Source organism: Mesorhizobium sp. M7D.F.Ca.US.004.03.1.1, assembly GCF_003998635.1.
GTDB classification, from domain to species: domain Bacteria; phylum Pseudomonadota; class Alphaproteobacteria; order Rhizobiales; family Rhizobiaceae; genus Mesorhizobium; species Mesorhizobium loti.
In genome coordinates, this window is the sequence record NZ_RZQG01000047.1 from 1 (window position 1) to 15,858 (window position 15,858).

Below are 15,858 nucleotides of genomic sequence, written 5' to 3' on the forward strand. Positions count from 1 at the left end.
CAATGGAAGCCGGCCCTTAAATGGCAGGCCGGCATCCGAACGATAGGGATGCGACTTCACATCAGCCTGTCCGGCGGCATACAAATTCGTAAGAATGGGCGTGGATCGCGCAAAAGGCCTTTACGAATGCCTCGCGATGCGCTGATGAAATGCGGGCGCCTTGCATCCGCCATCAATGTGGTGACCAGTGCCCCGAACCTGCTCAACGCCGGTTGTCGAAGCCCAAGGAAAACAAGAATGACCTACGCTTCCCTCAAGCCGGTTTCACAGGCCTTCGACCAGCGCAAGCGGTTGATCTTCGTGCGGGCCGCGGCGCTGCTGGCGGTGCTGCTGCTGTTTCTCACCAAACCGGCGCTGAGCGAGGGCTCGGACGGGCACGAAAGGCTCGAACTCCTCGGCTTCTGCCTGGTGCTCGCCTGCGTCGTCGGACGACTCTGGAGCATCCTCTATGTCGGCGGCAAGAAGAACGAGGAACTGGTCTCGACGGGACCGTTCTCGACAACCCAGAACCCGCTCTATTTCTTCTCGACGGTCGGCGCGGTCGGCGTCGGATTGCTCTACGGCTCGATGGTGGCGGCGCTGGCGCTGGGCCTCGCCAGCTTCTTCATCTTTCGCGTCACGGCGCGAAAGGAGGCCGAATTCCTGCTCGGCAAATTCGGCCCGGCCTACCTTGCCTATACCAAGGACACGCCCCGCTTCTGGCCAAATCCTTGGCTGTACCACGACCATGACGAGCTGCAGTTCTCGACGCGGGCGCTCAAGCGTACGTTTTTCGACGGGCTTTATTTCCTCGCCATCTTCCCGGCCATCGAACTGGTCGAGCATTTCCGGGCGACCGGCCTGCTGTTTCCAGCCTTCGTCACGCTCTACTGATCGGTTCCTAGCTGCCGAGCGGATGCGGCATATAGCCGACAAAGCCCGCGATCTTCCAACGTCCGCTGACCTTCCTGCAGAAATACAGCGTCTGCCATTTCAGCCTGTCGACGCTGCCATCCGCCTTGGCAACCGAGCCGTCGAATTTCTTGTGCAGCACGGCGCGGTCGCCATCGACATCGATGTCGCGCATGTTGGTGACGCGAAACAGCGCCTCGCGCAGCGGCTCGGCGAATTTGGTCGCCGCCGTCTCCTTGGCCTGGCGCAGCCACTCGTCGCGATAGATTTCCAGCCTCGGAAACTGCAGCCGCCAGGCGTCGGCATTGCTGAGGAAATGCGCGTGCATGCCGAAGAAGCTGTCGGCGACGAAATCATCCTCGACCATGGACCAGTCCTGGCCGATGAAGGCGTCGATGTCGCGCCGCACCAGCATTTCCCAGAGCGCGTGGCGATCCGCATCGCCTGATGGAAACGGGTTCTTGTCGTAGGTCATTGCTATTGTCTCCGGTCCGGCAAATGCGTCTGTGCGTTGCGGCTGCAAAGGCAGCCCGACAGCGCTCACGATGCAAGCGCTTCTGTAATAAAGCAACATAGATTTCGAAGAATGTTGCTTTCCAACAAGGCCCCTATGAGGATCGCCCCGATCGGGGTAAATGTCGACGCAAGCGGGCGCTGCCACGGCATCCCGTCCTGTCATCAGAGGAGGCCTTCCCTTGCCCAAGCAATGTTTTGGAATGTCGCATGTGCCGCTGTCGCCAGCCGTGCGGGCCGGTGATCTCGTTTATGTCTCCGGCCAGGTGCCCGTCGGCAGCGACGGCATCGTGGTCAAGGGCGGCATAACGGAACAGACAGAACAGGTGCTCGCCAACATCAAGGCTGCGTTGGCGCTCGCCGGCTGCACCCTGGACGATGTCGTGAAGACGACGGTCTGCTGGAGGACGCGCGCGATTTCGGCGCCTTCAACGCTGTCTACGCCAAGCACTTTCCGAAGAACCCGCCGGCCCGCACCACGGTCGAATCGCGGCTGATGATCGACATCAAGATCGAGGTCGAGGCGGTCGCCTACCGGCCTCTCTAAGCGAAGCTGGCGAACCGGAGGTGACCTCAATGCAATTCGACCTCCTGCTGAAGGGCGGACGGCTGATCGACCCGGCGTCCGGGCTCGATGCGCCGCGCGATGTCGCCATTGCCAATGGCCGCATTGCGGCGGTCGACGCCGATATCCCGGCCGGCCGCGCCGCGCAGGTCGTCGATGCCGGCGGCTGCATCGTCACACCAGGCCTCGTCGACCTGCATAGCCACGTCTATTGGGGCGGCACCTCGCTCGGCGTCGATGCCGATCGGCTGGCCGCCAAGAGCGGCACCACCACCTTCATCGATGCGGGCAGTGCGGGAGCCGGCAATTTCCTCGGCTTCCGCCGCCACGTCATGGAGCGCTCGAAGGTTCGCATCCTGGCCTATGTCAACATTTCCTTTGCCGGCATCTTCGGCTTCTCGCAGACGGTGTCGGTCGGCGAATGCAGCGACCTCAGGCTATGCGAGCCGCGCGAGGTTGTGGCAGCGGTGCGTGAACACCGCGATGTCGTGGTCGGCGTAAAAGTTCGCTCCGGCAAACATGCCGGCGGGACCAGCGGCATCGCCCCGGTGGATCTCGCGCTGGAGGCTGCCGACCAGGCTGGCCTGCCGCTGATGGCGCATATCGACGAGCCGCCGCCCGGCCGCTCGGAAGTGCTGCCGCGCCTGCGCAAGGGCGATATCCTCACCCACTGCTTCCGCCCATTCCCCAACGCGCCGGTCTTCGCCTCCGGCGCCGTGAGGCCCGACATGCGGCTGGCGCGCGAGCGTGGCGTTATCTTCGACATCGGCCACGGCATGGGCTCGTTCGATTTCGCCGTCGCCAGGGCGATGCTCGAGGAAGGGCTGGCGCCGGACGTGATCAGCAGCGATGTGCATCTCTACTGCGTCGATGGGCCGGCCTTCGACATCTTGGTCTGCATGTCGAAGCTGCTGGCGCTCGGCATGCCGCTGGTCGAGGTCCTACGCGCCGCAACACAAGCGCCGGCGCAGGCGATCGCCAGACCTGATCTGGGCACGCTGGCGGTCGGCACTGTCGGCGACGTCGCCGTGCTGCGGCAGCGCCCGGGCCGCTTCACCTTCGTCGACGCGGTTGGCGCATCGCTGGTCGCCGACCAGCGGCTGATCTGCGAAGGCATCGCCATCGGCGGCACCTGGTGGCCGAACGAGGCGGTCAACGATGTCAGCGAGACCGAGCGTTTTGAGCCGCATGAGCGGCATACGCATGTCGAGGTTGCGGCGAGGCATTTTGGACATCGGCACGATTGAGGCTGCGCCTTTCTGCTGACGGTCGTTGGATGTCAGCGCAGTCAGGCCGGATCCAGCATGCCGACGAAGCGCTCGGCGTCCATCGTCATCAAAAGCTCGATGCGCTCGCGGATCAGATCGTCGCTCCAATTCCACCATTCCAGCGTCTGCAGGCGCTCGATGACTCCCGGCGAGAATCTGTATCTGAGGACACGAGCGGGATTGCCGACCGCGATGGCGTAGGGAGGGATGTCCCTGGTGACGATGGCGCCCGCACCGATGACTGCTCCGTTGCCGATCGTGACACCGCTGAGGATGGTACAACGAGCACCAAACCACACGTCATTGCCGACGGTGATTGGCCCCTTGCCGGAGGGTTCGGGACCGCTTCGGGCCTTTCCGTACATACGGTGGATCGGATAGGTGGTTGCGGTGCCGACCCCGTGTTCAGCCGCGCAGACGAAGAGAACTTCCGGGCCAACCGAACAGAACGAGCCTATTCGCACCGGCACGTTTTCATGCGGCATATAGAACGATCTCTTGTTGAGACCGTAGGTATGACGGCCAATCTCAACGCCTGGCAATGGCGGCAACGGGTCCTTTTTCAGTCCCAGCTTTATACGAAGTCCTCTCAGCAGTCCCACCAGCTTCCCCCCAGGAATTGCCAGGCAACACAGGGAGACTACTCACCACATCTGAAAAGTTCGCAAGCAATTTCGTGTAGTGGCCCAACGCTACTGGCGTACCGGATCAGGAGTTGCTCGGCTTTCCGTAAACCGGCGTCGCGATACCTTCCATCCGTGCCTTGATCTGCAGCGCCACATATTTGGAGTAAAACCTCGACAGCGCCAGATTGCCGCCGTGGAACCACAGCGCTTCCTGCGCGGTCGGCTTCCACATGTTGCGCAGCTCGCCTTGCCATGGTCCGGGGTCGCCCTTGACGCCCGAGCCAAGCCCCCAACAGGGGCCGACCTTGTCGGCGACGTCGCGAGAGACGATCGCCGCCACCGTCTCGTTCATCGACTGATAGCCGGTGCAGGCGATAATGGCGTCGGCGGCAAGTTCGCTGCCGTCCTCGAACAGAATGCCGTTCGGTGTCAGCGACTTGATGGCGACGCCGCTGCGGACGCCGATCTCTCCGTCGATGATGAGATCCGAAGCGCCGACATCGATGTAGTAGCCGGAGCCGGTGCGGTAGGCCTTCATCAAAAGGCCGGTTTCGTCGTCGCCGAAATCGATGGCGAAGCCGGCGGCGCGTAAGCGATCATAGAAGGCCGCGTCGCGCGCCTTGATCACCTCGTAGAGCGCCCGCTGGCCCTTGGGCACCAGCGCGAACGGCGTCGAGGCGACGATCATGTCGGCCTTCTCGGTGGTTATGCCGCGTGCCAGCGCCGTCTCCGAAAAGATCTCGAAGCCGACCTCCATCAGCGTGTCCGATTTGACCACCGTCGTCGGTGAGCGCTGGATCATGGTCACCTCGGCGCCGCTCTCCCAGAGGTCGACGCAGACATCGTGCCCAGAGCTTGCCGCGCCGATGACGGCGACCTTCCTGCCACGAAATTTCTCGCCGCTGGAATACTGGCTGGAGTGCAGAAGCTCGCCCTTGAACTGATCGGCGCCCGGCAGATCGATCCGCCGTGGCGGGCCATAAGCGCCGGTGGCGAAGACGATGTGCTTCGGCTTCAGCGTGATGTGCCGGCCGACGCGGTCGACCACCACGGTCCAGACTTTCTCCACCTCGTCATAGCTGGCGCTAAGGCATTTCGTGGCGACCCAATAGTTGAGCTCCATGACGCGCGTGTACATTTCCAGCCAGTCGCCCATCTTGTCCTTGGGCGTGAACACCGGCCAGTTTTCGGGGAAGGGAATGTAGGGCAGATGGTCGTACCAGACCGGGTCGTGCAGCACGAGCGTGCGGTAGCGGTTGCGCCAGGAGTCGCCCGGCCTTGCGTTCTTCTCGATGACGATGGTGGGCACGCCGAGCTGGCGCAGCCGCGCGCCCAGCATGATGCCGCCCTGGCCGCCACCGATGACCAGGCAGTAGGGCTGTTCATCAGTGCCGAGCTCGCGCGTCTCGCGCGCCCGCGCCTCCGACCAGGTCTCGCGCCTGGGATCGGCCTTGTGGCGCACACCCAGCGGCCGCTCCGCCCCCTTGCGCTCCTCGAACCCTTTGAGGTCGGTCATCGCCGTGAACAATGTCCGGCAGCGGCCGTCGCGCAGCCGCATGATGCCCTCTCCTGACGCCACTGCTGTTTCGAAGCTGAACCAGGCTTCGATGGTGCCCTCGTCCGAGGTCGCCTCGCCGGTCAGCTGCCATGCCTTGGGCTTGGTCGTCGCCAGCGCCGCCGCCAGCATGTCGGCGATCGCCTCGCGGCCTTCCATGGTCGTGATGTTCCAGGTGAAGGTCAGGAGATCGCGCCAATAGCAGTCGTCGACGAACAGGTTGCTCGCTGCCGCCCCATCGCCGGCTTCGAGCGCCTGCGCCAGGGATTCGAGCCATGCGGCGGCCTGTTTCGTCGGTACTATTTCGAGCATTTCTTCCCTCTTTGTGCGTGCGCCGACACATGGCGCAAAATCTCAATTGTCGAACTCAGCGCCGCCCCTCATCCGCCTGCCGGCGTTCGTCGTTCGAAAAGCCAAGCAGTTGGCTTTTCGTCCGCTACGCGGACCATTCCTCACCTCCCCGTGAACGGGGAGAAGGGAGCTAGTCTCCGAGCGGCTCCATCTCCTTGCCGGTGCGGTGGATCTGGGCGTTGTATTTGATGCGGCGGACGGTCTCGCGGGCCGAGCCGTCGAGCTTGTAGGCCGAGGCCACCGCCAAAAGGTCGATCGCCGCCAGGAAGGCGAAGCGCGACGCCGTCGGCTTCAGCGTATCGGGATATTCGGGCACCGCCACCGTCAGCCTGACGTCGCAGGCACGGGCGAGATCGGTGTCGGGCGCGGTCACGGCGATCGCATTGGCGCGGTAGTGCTTGGCGAGTTCGACGGCTTCGATCACCTCGCGGGTGCGTCCCGTCGCCGAAATGGCGATCACCAGATCACCCGGCTTCAAGGTCGAGGCGGTCATGCGCATCAGATAGGGGTCGCACTGGGCGCTGACTGTGATGCCGTAGCGGAACAGCCGGTACTGGGTTTCCTGCGCCAGCGCCGAGGAACTGCCGCCGAGGCCGAAGACTGTAACCTGGCGCGCCTTGGCGACCAGCTCGGCCGCCTTCTGCAACTGCGCCGGGTCGAGCTGCCGCTCGGCCTCCTGCAGCGCCCGGCGCGCCTCGCCGAACACGGCATTCCAGAACGGCATGCCATTGTCGTTGCTGACGGAAGGTGACTTGGCCAGATAGAGCGCCCCGACGACGAGGCTCTGCGCCAGCTTCAGCTTGAAGTCGCGCACGCCCTCGCAGCCGATGGCGCGGCAGAACCGGGTCACCGTCGGTTCGCTGACCCCGGCGCGCTGGGCAAGGGCGGCATTGGAGGCGTCGACGGCATATTTGACATCGTCGAGCACGACATCGGCGACACGCCGTTCGGCCGGGCGCAATTCGCTGTAGGAATCCTTGACCAGCGAGATGATGTCGGGAATGCGCCGGACAGGATCGCGCCCCTCAGTATCGTGGCCTGGAACAGGCTCGTCCTGGCTGCCAGCTTCGGTCATGGGGTCCTGGTCTTTCCCTGGGTTGCGTGGCTGCCGTCTTAGCATGTTTGCACGTCATGGCTCCACGTGCCTGACCACATCGCAACCGTAGCGTGTCGTTGGGGAAACCTCACCTTCCCCGCTTCCTTCCAGTCTGCGCGAATTCGGAAGTATGTAGGAAAGCAACATGTATTTCAAGGTCACGAAAACATCAAGAAAACAATTGGATAGCTAGGCGTGTCCATTTTTGTGATACGGGTACCAGCGCTCGTGCTTGACAGGAAAGTAGGATAGTTACAGACTGATTTCGCGGTCGGGTGAGCCAATGGATCATCGCGCAATCTTCCCGGGGGGCAGATGAACACGGGCGATGCAAGAAACCCGAAGCTTGGCGTGCAGGCAGCGACCAAGATCTATCATACGGCCTCCGGCGACCTGCTGGCGCTGGACCGCTGCAGCCTCGATGTCAGCGCCAATGAAATCGTCTCGATCGTCGGCCCTTCCGGTTGCGGCAAGACGACCCTTTTGTGGTCGATGTCGGGCCTGCACAGCCTGACCAGCGGCGAGATCCGGCTTGACGGGAAGACCATCACCGGCCCGCATCCCGATATCGGCATCGTCTTCCAGGAAGCGAACCTTCTGCCGTGGCGCAATCTCGATGCCAACATCCGCTTCCCCTTCGAGATCAAGGGCGAGAAGCCGGACCGGGCATGGATCGCGCATCTGCTCAACCGCGTCGGGCTCGACGGCTTCGGCGGCAAGTTTCCGCGCGAACTGTCGGGCGGCATGCAACAGCGCGCGGCGATCGTGCGGGCGCTGGCGCTGAAGCCGTCGGTGCTGCTGATGGACGAGCCGTTCGGCGCGCTCGACAGTTTTACCCGCGAGGAGATGAACCGGCTGGTAGAGGAGATCTGGCTCGACACCAAGACCACCATCGTCTTCATCACCCACAGCATCGAGGAGGCGATCTTCCTCTCCGACCGGGTGGTGGTGCTGAGCGCCCGGCCGGGTCGTGTCGCCAAGGAGTATCGCGTGCCGTTTGCGCGGCCACGCTCGCTGGAGATCATGGCGACGAAAGAGGTCTTCGACCTCACCAACCGGATCAAGATGGACATTGTCGGCGAACGCACGCGGCCAAAAGCGCCGGAGCGCCCGAGCGCCGAGATCGTGAGGATCAGGCCGTGAGCGGAGGCGACGCCATTCCGGAATTCTCGAAGTCCAAGACCGGTGACGGCCACGAGGTCAGCCTGACCAATCTGTCGGCCTTCGCCAGCGGCCCCGGCATCAAGTCGGGCAAGGAGGTGGCGGCCATTCTTGCGGTGGCGGTGATCATCATCGGCGGCATCGAGCTGGCGCTACGCCTGTTCCATGTGCCGCTCTATATCATGCCGCCGCCGAGCTCGATTGCCTATGCGCTGTTCGACGAGTTTCCGCTGATTGCGCCGCATCTCGGCTACACGCTGGTCGAGCTGGTGTCCGGCTTCACCATCGGCGCTATCATCGGCCTGGTGCTGGCCGCCGTCATCACCCAGTTCCCGTTCGCCGAGAAGATCGTCGCGCCCTACATCCTGCTTTTGGTCACCACGCCGATGCTGGCGCTGGTGCCGCTTCTGATCCTGCGCTTTGGCTTCGGCTACACGCCGCGCATCATCGCGGTGGCGCTGGCCGCCGGGCCGATGGTGATGATCAATGCCGCCACCGGTTTCCGTCGCGTCGACAGTGCCAAGATTGCGCTGGCGCGCTCCTATGGCGCCAGCACCTTGCAGATCTTCTGGAAGATCCGCGCGCCGATGGCGCTGCCGATGATCCTGGTCGGGCTGATGATCGGCGCCATCTTCGGCCTGTTGACCGCGGTCGGCGCCGAGATGGTCGGCGGCGGTTTCGGCCTCGGCAACCGGCTGACCACCTATTCGTCGATGATCCAGATGCCGCAGTTCTTCGCGGTGGTGCTGATCTTGTCGACGCTCGGCATCCTGATCTACGTGCTGTTCTTCCTGATCGGCAAGAAATGGGCGAGCTGGGAGGCTTGAACACAAAGGATAAGGCGGCGCCCGGGAGGCGGGCGGCAAGAGACTGACGTCAAACAAAAAGGGGAATGCCATGACCAAAGAGAACTCGATCAACCCGGCGGGGATCAGCCGCCGCTATTTCCTGCAGGTGACCGGCGCCGGGCTGGTGACGGCAACCGCGCTCGGCGCCACTGGCCTCAAGGCCAGCGCCGAACCCTACGGAAAATTCACCTGGATCTCGCCGCGCGGCACGCTCGAAGTGCTCGACGACTATCCCTACTGGGCGGCCAAGAAGGCGGGCTATTTCGATGGGCTGGACACCGACATGCAGCCGGGACCATCGGACGGCACCGCGACGGTGAAGTTCGTCGACGTCGGCCAGGCCGATATGGGCTTCCCGTCGCCCGGCGTGTTCTCCTTCGCCATCCAGAACGGCATGAAGCTTAAGTCGGTGTTCCACATGGGCGCGCGCGACACGTTCAGCTTCGCCTTCCGCAAGGGCGAGGGATCGAACGATCTGAAGAAGCTGGAAGGCAAGACCATCCTGCTCGGCTCCGCCGCCTGGCAGTCGATCACCGACCCGCTGCTGGCCGCGCAAGGCGTCGACATCAAGAAGGTGAAATATGTCGAGGCCGGCTGGCCGACCTGGGGCACGGCCCTTGCCGGCGGCCAGGGCGACGCTGCCCTGTCATGGGAGGGGCTCCGCGCCGAGTGGATCGCCAAGGGGCTCGACTTCGAATACTGGCTCGGCGTGCAGAATTCGAAGCTGCCGGCCAACACCTTCGTCGTGCGCGCCGCCGACCTAGAGGATCCCGACCGCAAGGCGTTCCTGGAGAAATATCTGCGCGGCTGGGCGATGGGCCTCGAATTCGGCTACCAGAATCCGCGCGCGGCCGTCGAAGCGGTGTTCGAGCAGTTCCCGACGCTGGCCAAGAATCTGGGACCCGAACTCGGCACCACCTCGATCCTGCAGCAGATCAACGTCTTCCGCGGCGACATGGACAAGCGCGGCGGCTGGGGCTCGCACGATATGGCGAGCTGGCAGGGCTTCTTCGACGAGATCCACAAGATCGGCCAGATCACCGCTCCGGTGAAGGCCGAGGATGTCTGCACCAACGACCTGATCGGCCCGGCCAATGATTTCGACAAGGCCAAGGTCAAGGCCGACGCCGACGGATACAAGCTGTCGGAAGGCTTTGCCGCGCTCGATGTCGAGAAGATCAAGGCGCATCTGTTCGATTCGGCGATCAAGTAGGAACCGGCGACAACAAGATCGGGCGGCGACACGATTGCCGCCCGCAATCCATTTCAATGAAAAGCGTGGGAGGTAGCGGTGTCCGACAAGGTAAAAGTGCTGGTGGTGGGTCTCGGCAATATGGGTGCGTCGCATGCCAGCGCCTATCACCGGCTCGACGGTTTCGAGATCGTCGGCATCATGAGCCGCTCGATCAAGAGCAACACGAAGATCCCGGCCGAACTGGCCGGCTATCCGCTCTATGAGGATTTCGACCAGGCGCTGAAGGAGACCAGGCCCGACGCCGTCTCGATCAACAGCTGGCCGAACACTCACGCCGAATACGCGCTGAAGGCAATCGCCGCCAACTGCCATGTGTTCATGGAAAAGCCGCTCGCCACCAACAATGAGGATGCCGAAAAGGTTGTCGCGGCGGCGCGGGCCAAGAACCGCAAGCTCGTGCTCGGCTATATCCTGCGCGTCCATCCCTCCTGGATCAAGTTCATCGAGGTCGGCAAGACGCTCGGCAAGCCGCTGGTGATGCGGCTCAACCTCAACCAGCAGAGCAGCGGCAGCGCCTGGCACTGGCACAAGAACCTGATCGATTCGCTGATCCCGATCGTCGACTGCGGAGTGCACTATGTCGACGTCATGTGCCAGCTGACCGGCGCCAAGCCGGTGCGCGTGCACGGCATCGGCGCCAAATTGTGGGCGGAAGCCGACAAGCAGAATTACGGCCATCTGCACGTCACCTTCGATGACGGCTCGGTCGGCTGGTACGAGGCCGGATGGGGCCCGATGATGAGCGAGACGGCCTATTTCGTGAAGGACGTGGTCGGCCCCAAGGGCGCGGTGTCGATCGTCGCGGGCCAACAGGCGAGCAGCGCTGCCGACACCGCTGAAGTCTCGACCTCCGCCGACATCGACCGCCACACCAAGACCGATGCGCTGAAGATCCATTACGCGCAGGTCGACGGCGACAAGAATTTCTCGAAGCCCGACGAGATCGTCAGCATGGAGGACGAGCCCGGCCATCAGGAACTCTGCGACCGCGAGCAGGCCTTCTTCCTGCGCGCCATCCGCGAGGATCTCGACCTCACAGAGCAGATGGATGCGGCGGTCAACAGCCTGCGCATCGTGCTCGCCGCCGAGCAGAGCATCGCGCTGGGGCGGACCGTCGACCTGGCCTGAAGTCGCGCCAGCCCCCTCATCCGGCCGCTTCGCGGCCACCTTCTCCCCGCTGGGGAGAAGAGGGGGGCGCCAGCGCGCGACAGTCTCCTCTCCTCCCTTGGAGAGGTCAGCCGAGCGAAGCGGAGGCTGGGTGAGGGGGCCGCTGCCCGAACGCGGTTATCTGTGGGGCATCAACACAAAGCCCATTGGTTGAGGGAGAGAGACATGGTCACCGACAGTCTGCTGAAAACCTATGCCGAGTCCGATGCACTCGACCTGGCCGGGCTGGTGCGCAGCGGCCAGGTTTCGCCGGCGGAACTGGTGGAGGTAGCGATCACGCTGGTCGAGCGGCTCAACCCGGCGCTCAACGCGGTCATTCACCGCCTCTACGACATGGCGCGCACCCAGGCCGAGACGGTCGACAAATCAGCACCCTTCGCCGGCGTGCCGTTCCTGCTCAAGGAGCTGGCTTCGTCCTGGACAGGCGCGCCAAACACCAATTCGTGCTTCTACCTGAAAGACGTCGTCGCCGACTTCGACACCGAAGTGGTTCGCCGCATGAAGGCGGCCGGGCTGGTGCTGGTCGGCAAATCGAACGCGCCGGAAAACGGCTGGTCGATCACCACGGAACCAAAACTCTACGGTGTGACCAAGAACCCGTGGAAGGACGGCATCACGCCGGGCGGCTCAAGCGGCGGTGCTGCCGCGGCCATCGCTTCGCGCATGGTGCCGATCGCCGAGGCCAGCGATGGCGCCGGCTCGATCCGCATCCCGGCCTCCTGCTGCGGCATTGTCGGGCTAAAACCGTCGCGCGGCCGTGTCAGCCTCGCGCCTTTCGGCGACTATTGGTATGGCGGCGCCTATTTCCTGTGCTGCTCGCGCACCGTGCGCGACACCGCGGCCTATCTCGATGCGGTCGCCGGCGCGCTGCCGGGCGACCCCTATACGCCGCCGGTGCCGGACGGTTCGTGGCTCAGCCTGTCGACGCGGGCACCGAAGAAGCTGCGCATCGGCTTCTCCATCACGCCGCCCAACGGCACGGCGATCGATGCGGAGGTGAAGGCGGCAGTGCTGTCGACCGTGGCGGCGCTCGAGCGTCTCGGACACCATGTCGAGGAGCACGACATGGCGCTCGACGCTACCAAGGTGTGGAAGACCTACACCAACATGACCTGCGTGCAGACGGCGGCGACCTTCGACTACCTTGAAACGGTCATCGGCCGGCCGGTGACGCCAGGCGACGTGGAGGCGGTGACCTGGGCGATCATCGAGCGCGGCCGCTCGACCAGCGGCACCAGGCACATCTCCGATGTCGAGCAACTCAGGCAGATCGGCCGCGACATCGTCGGCGACCTCGGCGCCTACGATCTCTTCATAACCCCGACGCTGACACAGCTGCCGCGCCCGTTCGGCTATTACGACATGTCGGAGACGGATATCGACCGCTACAACGCCAAATGGGCGGACTCGGTGTTTGCCTTCCCCTTCAACATTTCCGGTCAGCCGGCGATATCGCTGCCGCTCGGCTGGTCGAAAGGCGGCGTGCCGATCGGCGTGCAACTGGTCGGCCGCTATGGCGACGAGGCGACGGTGCTGGCCGCGTCGGCGCAGCTCGAACAGGAGATGCCATGGAAGGAGAGGCGGCCAGCGGTGAGTGCATAAGCCGGCTAACCGATTGTCTCCAAGCGCCTCGGCAAGCGGTTCATGGCAACAGGTCCGTCCGGCGTGATCAGGAACTGGTCCTCGAGATTGAAGCTGGCGAGGCCGTCGATGTAGAGCGGGATCTCGAAGGCCAGCACCATGCCTGCTTCGATCACGACATCGCTGTCGGCCGCAATGAACGGCCATTGCTCGGAGAAGACCAACTGGCCGACACCATGGCCGAAATGACCGCGGCGGTAGGAGCGCAGCCCTTGCCGCGCCAGGCTGTCGGTGGCGACGCGATGCACGTGGGCGAGGGTGTTGCCGGGGACAAGGGATGCCAGCCCGTCGTCAAAGGCCCGCTCGGCGATGGCATGCAGTTCGGCCTGCTCGGCGGATGGCGGCCCAAAGGTGAAGTTGCGCGACATGTCGGAGGCGTAGCCGCCGACCGTGCAGACCATGTCGCACTTCAGCGGATCGCCGGGCATGGCTTTCGCATCGGTGCTTTTGGCCCGGGCGCCGAGCGTGACATATTCGGCCGTGGCGACCGGATGGGCCAGTCCGGCCGCGGCCGTGGTGACACCTTCCCGGTAGAGCGCTATGAGATCGGCCTGGCGCATGCCGGCCATGGCATCCACCTGCAGCCGGTCCAGCCCGGCTTCCGACAGGATGATGCCTTGCTGGAGAAGGTCGATCTCGCGTTGCGACTTGATGGCCCGCAGCCTGTCGAGCACCGCCGAGCCGTCAACCATCGCGCAGCCCGGCAGCAGTGCCTGCATGGCAGAGAAATCGGCGGTGGCGATGAAATCGAGATCGACGCCGAGCGTTGCGCGCTCGAGGCCGAAGCCCTTCAGGATCTCCTTCAGCGCGCGGACGGAATGGGCGAGTTCGAATGTCGCGGGTCGAGAAAAACCAGGCGCCCGGCTGGACGAAGCAAGGCCGGCCTCGATGCGTTGCGCCAACCCTTGCCCTGAGGTCGAGGCGTCAAGCGTGGCGGTTTCGATCCAGATCGGATGGCTGCGGATGACAGCGTCCGGCAGAACCCGTTGCAACTGTCCCGCATTGAAATCCGCCACCACGACGCCGATCGGCAGGTCCTGGCCAGCCGGGATGACGACGAAGCCGGCGCCGGCGCGCCGGAACAACCCGGCCGGTCCGATCGAGGCACCGGTCGCATAGTGAAAGGCCTCGGGCGCGCACAGCACCAGCGCCTCGATGCCGGCGCGGTCCATCAGTTGAGCCGCGCGCTCGCGGTCGACAAAGCCTGTCATGGGTTTCTCCGAATGTCTGAAGCGGCAACGGAGCATTCCGGGCATCGACGTTCAAGGGGCAAATACCGGGTAATCGCTGGATACAGAGTTAGCGGCCGCAGCTGTCAGCCGCATCGCAATCGGCCGGCTGGTCAAGCCATGTCAGCTATTTGATGGCTTCCAGCTTGTCGATCGCGGCGGTGAAGCCGGCCAGCGAGACCGGAATGGTCACCGGCTTTCGCGTCACGGATTCCATGCCGATGTTGAGGTTGGTTCCCGCTTTCATGGCGGCGATGAGTTCCGGCGACAGCGGTGCGGCGGCGTAGGCGCCGTTCTGGTCGCTGGTCTGGATGGCGACGGTCGTCTTCTGGCCCTGGTCGATCTGGTAGGAGGCGCCGGACGGCAGGAACAGGCCGTGCGGCAAAGCGAGCAACATGGCCAGGCTGCCATTGCCCTTGTCGCGGCGCACGGTCACCGTCAGCACACGCTGACCGGTCTTGGCTTCGGTCAGGTTTTGCGACACCTGACACTGAAGCTCGGCCGTCGATGAACCGCTGGAGCAATTGATCGACGAGGCGTTTCTCGACCTGCGTAAATCCGGCGCGCTCGGCATGCTCTACTGCCACCTCGCCTCGACCAACAGCTGGACCTCGCTGGTGCACCAGGCGTCACTGCGGAAGGCGGGGCGGCCAGCTGCGTGACGTCCCACCGATGCTGACCGGCCACCCCTATTGAAAGCCGCGGTGGACCGCGGCTTTTCGATGCCTGGCCTCCTCTGGAGCAATTCCATGAGCCATTGAGTTCTCAGCATGCCGCGCGCAGCGTGCGCACAGCATTTCACATCAAGAGACGGGCAGTCTGGCGGGGTCGAGGCCATGCAACCTGTAAAATCTCAGGAGACGTCGACGTGCAGGTTCGCCCGCGCCCAACCCCATGAAGCGTACGGCGTTGCCGCGAAAGATCCGGCCGCGCTCTTCCTCATTCAGTCCGCAATCATCCCTGAGGAAGCCATCCACGCTTTGGGCATAATGGGGATAGCCACCCTCAAGACCGATCATGATCCAGTCCGTGCCGTACACCAGATGCTCGATCCCGGGATCGAACTCATCGATGAACCGACGGAAATCGGTAGCCAGTCTTTTTCGTTCGGTGGCGCCAGCATTCAGAACTTCGGAGAAATAGCTGAGATCGGCAACCACGTTCGCATGCGGATTGGCCTTCAAGTGCCTGCCGAGTGTCCACTCCCAACTCCTTTCCGGAAAACTCTGGCCGGGAGAGCCGCTGGACGGCAAATCAAAGCGACCGAAATGCGCCAGGCAAACACGCAATTTCGGGTGGGCCCGGAAAACCGGCACCCAATATGCCGGATCTGCTCTCTCGGCGAATTCTTTGCCAGCGCCATTTGAACCATAGGCATGTGCCAGGATGGGCGCATCGAGGTCCACGCAAAGCTGGTAGAGTTCATCCAGCACCTGATCCAAGCGCTTGCTCGGATTTCCAACCTTCCTGGTTACGAACTTCGGGTAGGGGCCGGCGTTGCCCGAGGCGCTGAAGCCCATCGGCGGGTACAGTTTTATTCCCAGAAATCCGTGGTCCACGAGTGCCTTTCTGGCCAGAGCGATCGGGCTCTGTCGTTCGCGGTCAACGTGCTCCCTGTAGTAAATCTCCCTGAGCGGATCGAAGCCGAAATAGCCATGGACCGCGGGGCCGTCCCTGCGCGCTATCCTGTCC

The 15,858-nt window shown here is 63.7% G+C and carries 15 protein-coding genes and 1 pseudogene; 9 read left to right on the plus strand and 7 right to left on the minus strand.

Features of this window, described 5'->3' with window-relative positions; translation table 11 throughout:
- Positions 1 to 237: 237 nt before the first annotated feature.
- The gene (locus EN935_RS05310; RefSeq protein WP_109665314.1) at positions 238 to 873 is read left to right on the plus strand and encodes an isoprenylcysteine carboxylmethyltransferase family protein; all 636 of its coding nucleotides are present in this window, start codon (positions 238 to 240) and stop codon (positions 871 to 873) included.
- Between the two features lie 7 nt (positions 874 to 880).
- Here EN935_RS05310 and EN935_RS05315 read toward each other — a convergent pair whose 3' ends face one another.
- Positions 881 to 1,366, minus strand: a complete 486-nt coding sequence (locus tag EN935_RS05315; protein WP_127262326.1) for a hypothetical protein — start codon at positions 1,364 to 1,366, stop codon at positions 881 to 883.
- A 241-nt stretch (positions 1,367 to 1,607) separates the two neighbouring features.
- Between EN935_RS05315 and EN935_RS05320 the strand changes: the two are divergent.
- Together EN935_RS05320 and EN935_RS05325 are read left to right on the plus strand one after the other, a co-directional pair.
- Positions 1,608 to 1,951, plus strand: a pseudogene (locus tag EN935_RS05320) (RidA family protein).
- Between the two features lie 29 nt (positions 1,952 to 1,980).
- Positions 1,981 to 3,216, plus strand: a complete 1,236-nt coding sequence (locus EN935_RS05325) for an amidohydrolase/deacetylase family metallohydrolase (protein ID WP_127262328.1) — start codon at positions 1,981 to 1,983, stop codon at positions 3,214 to 3,216.
- 41 nt (positions 3,217 to 3,257) lie between these two features.
- Here EN935_RS05325 and EN935_RS05330 read toward each other — a convergent pair whose 3' ends face one another.
- From EN935_RS05330 to EN935_RS05340, 3 genes are all read right to left on the minus strand, one after another.
- Complete coding sequence (locus tag EN935_RS05330; RefSeq protein ID WP_127262329.1) at positions 3,258 to 3,722, minus strand: CatB-related O-acetyltransferase; 465 nt, start codon at positions 3,720 to 3,722, stop codon at positions 3,258 to 3,260.
- Positions 3,723 to 3,945: 223 nt separating this feature from the next.
- Positions 3,946 to 5,730: an NAD(P)/FAD-dependent oxidoreductase gene (locus EN935_RS05335; protein WP_127262330.1), complete on the minus strand. Its 1,785-nt coding sequence runs from the start codon at positions 5,728 to 5,730 to the stop codon at positions 3,946 to 3,948.
- Between the two features lie 169 nt (positions 5,731 to 5,899).
- The gene (locus EN935_RS05340; RefSeq protein WP_127262331.1) at positions 5,900 to 6,844 is read right to left on the minus strand and encodes a MurR/RpiR family transcriptional regulator; all 945 of its coding nucleotides are present in this window, start codon (positions 6,842 to 6,844) and stop codon (positions 5,900 to 5,902) included.
- A 336-nt stretch (positions 6,845 to 7,180) separates the two neighbouring features.
- On the opposite strand from EN935_RS05340, the gene EN935_RS05345 reads away from it, so the two are divergent.
- The 5 genes from EN935_RS05345 (at position 7,181) to EN935_RS05370 (ending at position 12,898) form a co-directional block, all read left to right on the plus strand.
- A complete protein-coding gene (locus EN935_RS05345; protein WP_109663634.1) occupies positions 7,181 to 8,008 on the plus strand; it encodes an ABC transporter ATP-binding protein in 828 nt (275 codons plus the stop codon).
- Positions 8,005 to 8,853, plus strand: coding sequence for an ABC transporter permease (locus tag EN935_RS05350; protein ID WP_109663636.1), 849 nt, complete (start codon positions 8,005 to 8,007; stop codon positions 8,851 to 8,853). The genes EN935_RS05345 and EN935_RS05350 overlap by 4 nt, the downstream gene beginning before the upstream one ends.
- 70 nt (positions 8,854 to 8,923) lie before the next feature.
- A complete protein-coding gene (locus EN935_RS05355; RefSeq protein ID WP_109663638.1) occupies positions 8,924 to 10,087 on the plus strand; it encodes an ABC transporter substrate-binding protein in 1,164 nt (387 codons plus the stop codon).
- A 78-nt stretch (positions 10,088 to 10,165) separates the two neighbouring features.
- Positions 10,166 to 11,257 carry a Gfo/Idh/MocA family oxidoreductase gene (locus EN935_RS05360; RefSeq protein WP_127373199.1) on the plus strand — a complete coding sequence of 364 codons (1,092 nt, stop codon included), beginning with the start codon at positions 10,166 to 10,168 and terminating at the stop codon, positions 11,255 to 11,257.
- A 204-nt stretch (positions 11,258 to 11,461) separates the two neighbouring features.
- Positions 11,462 to 12,898 (plus strand): amidase, encoded by a 1,437-nt coding sequence (locus tag EN935_RS05370; protein WP_127264610.1) that lies wholly within the window; start codon positions 11,462 to 11,464, stop codon positions 12,896 to 12,898.
- A 5-nt stretch (positions 12,899 to 12,903) separates the two neighbouring features.
- Here the strand turns inward: EN935_RS05370 and EN935_RS05375 are convergent, their stop codons facing one another.
- Positions 12,904 to 14,148: a Xaa-Pro peptidase family protein gene (locus EN935_RS05375; RefSeq protein ID WP_127264611.1), complete on the minus strand. Its 1,245-nt coding sequence runs from the start codon at positions 14,146 to 14,148 to the stop codon at positions 12,904 to 12,906.
- Between the two features lie 145 nt (positions 14,149 to 14,293).
- Complete coding sequence (locus tag EN935_RS05380) at positions 14,294 to 14,650, minus strand: invasion associated locus B family protein (protein WP_245468918.1); 357 nt, start codon at positions 14,648 to 14,650, stop codon at positions 14,294 to 14,296.
- 40 nt (positions 14,651 to 14,690) lie between these two features.
- Here EN935_RS05380 and EN935_RS05385 point away from each other — a divergent pair, with 40 nt between their 5' ends.
- On the plus strand, positions 14,691 to 14,828 hold the full coding sequence (locus tag EN935_RS05385; protein WP_206532393.1) for a hypothetical protein: 138 nt from the start codon (positions 14,691 to 14,693) through the stop codon (positions 14,826 to 14,828).
- A 141-nt stretch (positions 14,829 to 14,969) separates the two neighbouring features.
- On the opposite strand, the gene EN935_RS05390 is transcribed toward EN935_RS05385, so the two are convergent.
- On the minus strand, positions 14,970 to 15,858 hold an 889-nt coding region (locus EN935_RS05390), incomplete at its 5' end, for an amidohydrolase family protein (RefSeq protein ID WP_164771018.1).

What these genes read in the sequence shown, in the direction of transcription:
- EN935_RS05310 (WP_109665314.1), top strand. Translation starts at nt 238, where the DNA reads ATGACCTACGCTTCCCTCAAGCCGGTTTCACAGGCCTTCGACCAGCGC.
- EN935_RS05315 (WP_127262326.1), bottom strand. Translation starts at nt 1,366, where the DNA reads ATGACCTACGACAAGAACCCGTTTCCATCAGGCGATGCGGATCGCCAC.
- EN935_RS05325 (WP_127262328.1), top strand. Translation starts at nt 1,981, where the DNA reads ATGCAATTCGACCTCCTGCTGAAGGGCGGACGGCTGATCGACCCGGCG.
- EN935_RS05330 (WP_127262329.1), bottom strand. Translation starts at nt 3,722, where the DNA reads ATGCCGCATGAAAACGTGCCGGTGCGAATAGGCTCGTTCTGTTCGGTT.
- EN935_RS05335 (WP_127262330.1), bottom strand. Translation starts at nt 5,730, where the DNA reads ATGCTCGAAATAGTACCGACGAAACAGGCCGCCGCATGGCTCGAATCC.
- EN935_RS05340 (WP_127262331.1), bottom strand. Translation starts at nt 6,844, where the DNA reads ATGACCGAAGCTGGCAGCCAGGACGAGCCTGTTCCAGGCCACGATACT.
- EN935_RS05345 (WP_109663634.1), top strand. Translation starts at nt 7,181, where the DNA reads ATGAACACGGGCGATGCAAGAAACCCGAAGCTTGGCGTGCAGGCAGCG.
- EN935_RS05355 (WP_109663638.1), top strand. Translation starts at nt 8,924, where the DNA reads ATGACCAAAGAGAACTCGATCAACCCGGCGGGGATCAGCCGCCGCTAT.
- EN935_RS05370 (WP_127264610.1), top strand. Translation starts at nt 11,462, where the DNA reads ATGGTCACCGACAGTCTGCTGAAAACCTATGCCGAGTCCGATGCACTC.
- EN935_RS05375 (WP_127264611.1), bottom strand. Translation starts at nt 14,148, where the DNA reads ATGACAGGCTTTGTCGACCGCGAGCGCGCGGCTCAACTGATGGACCGC.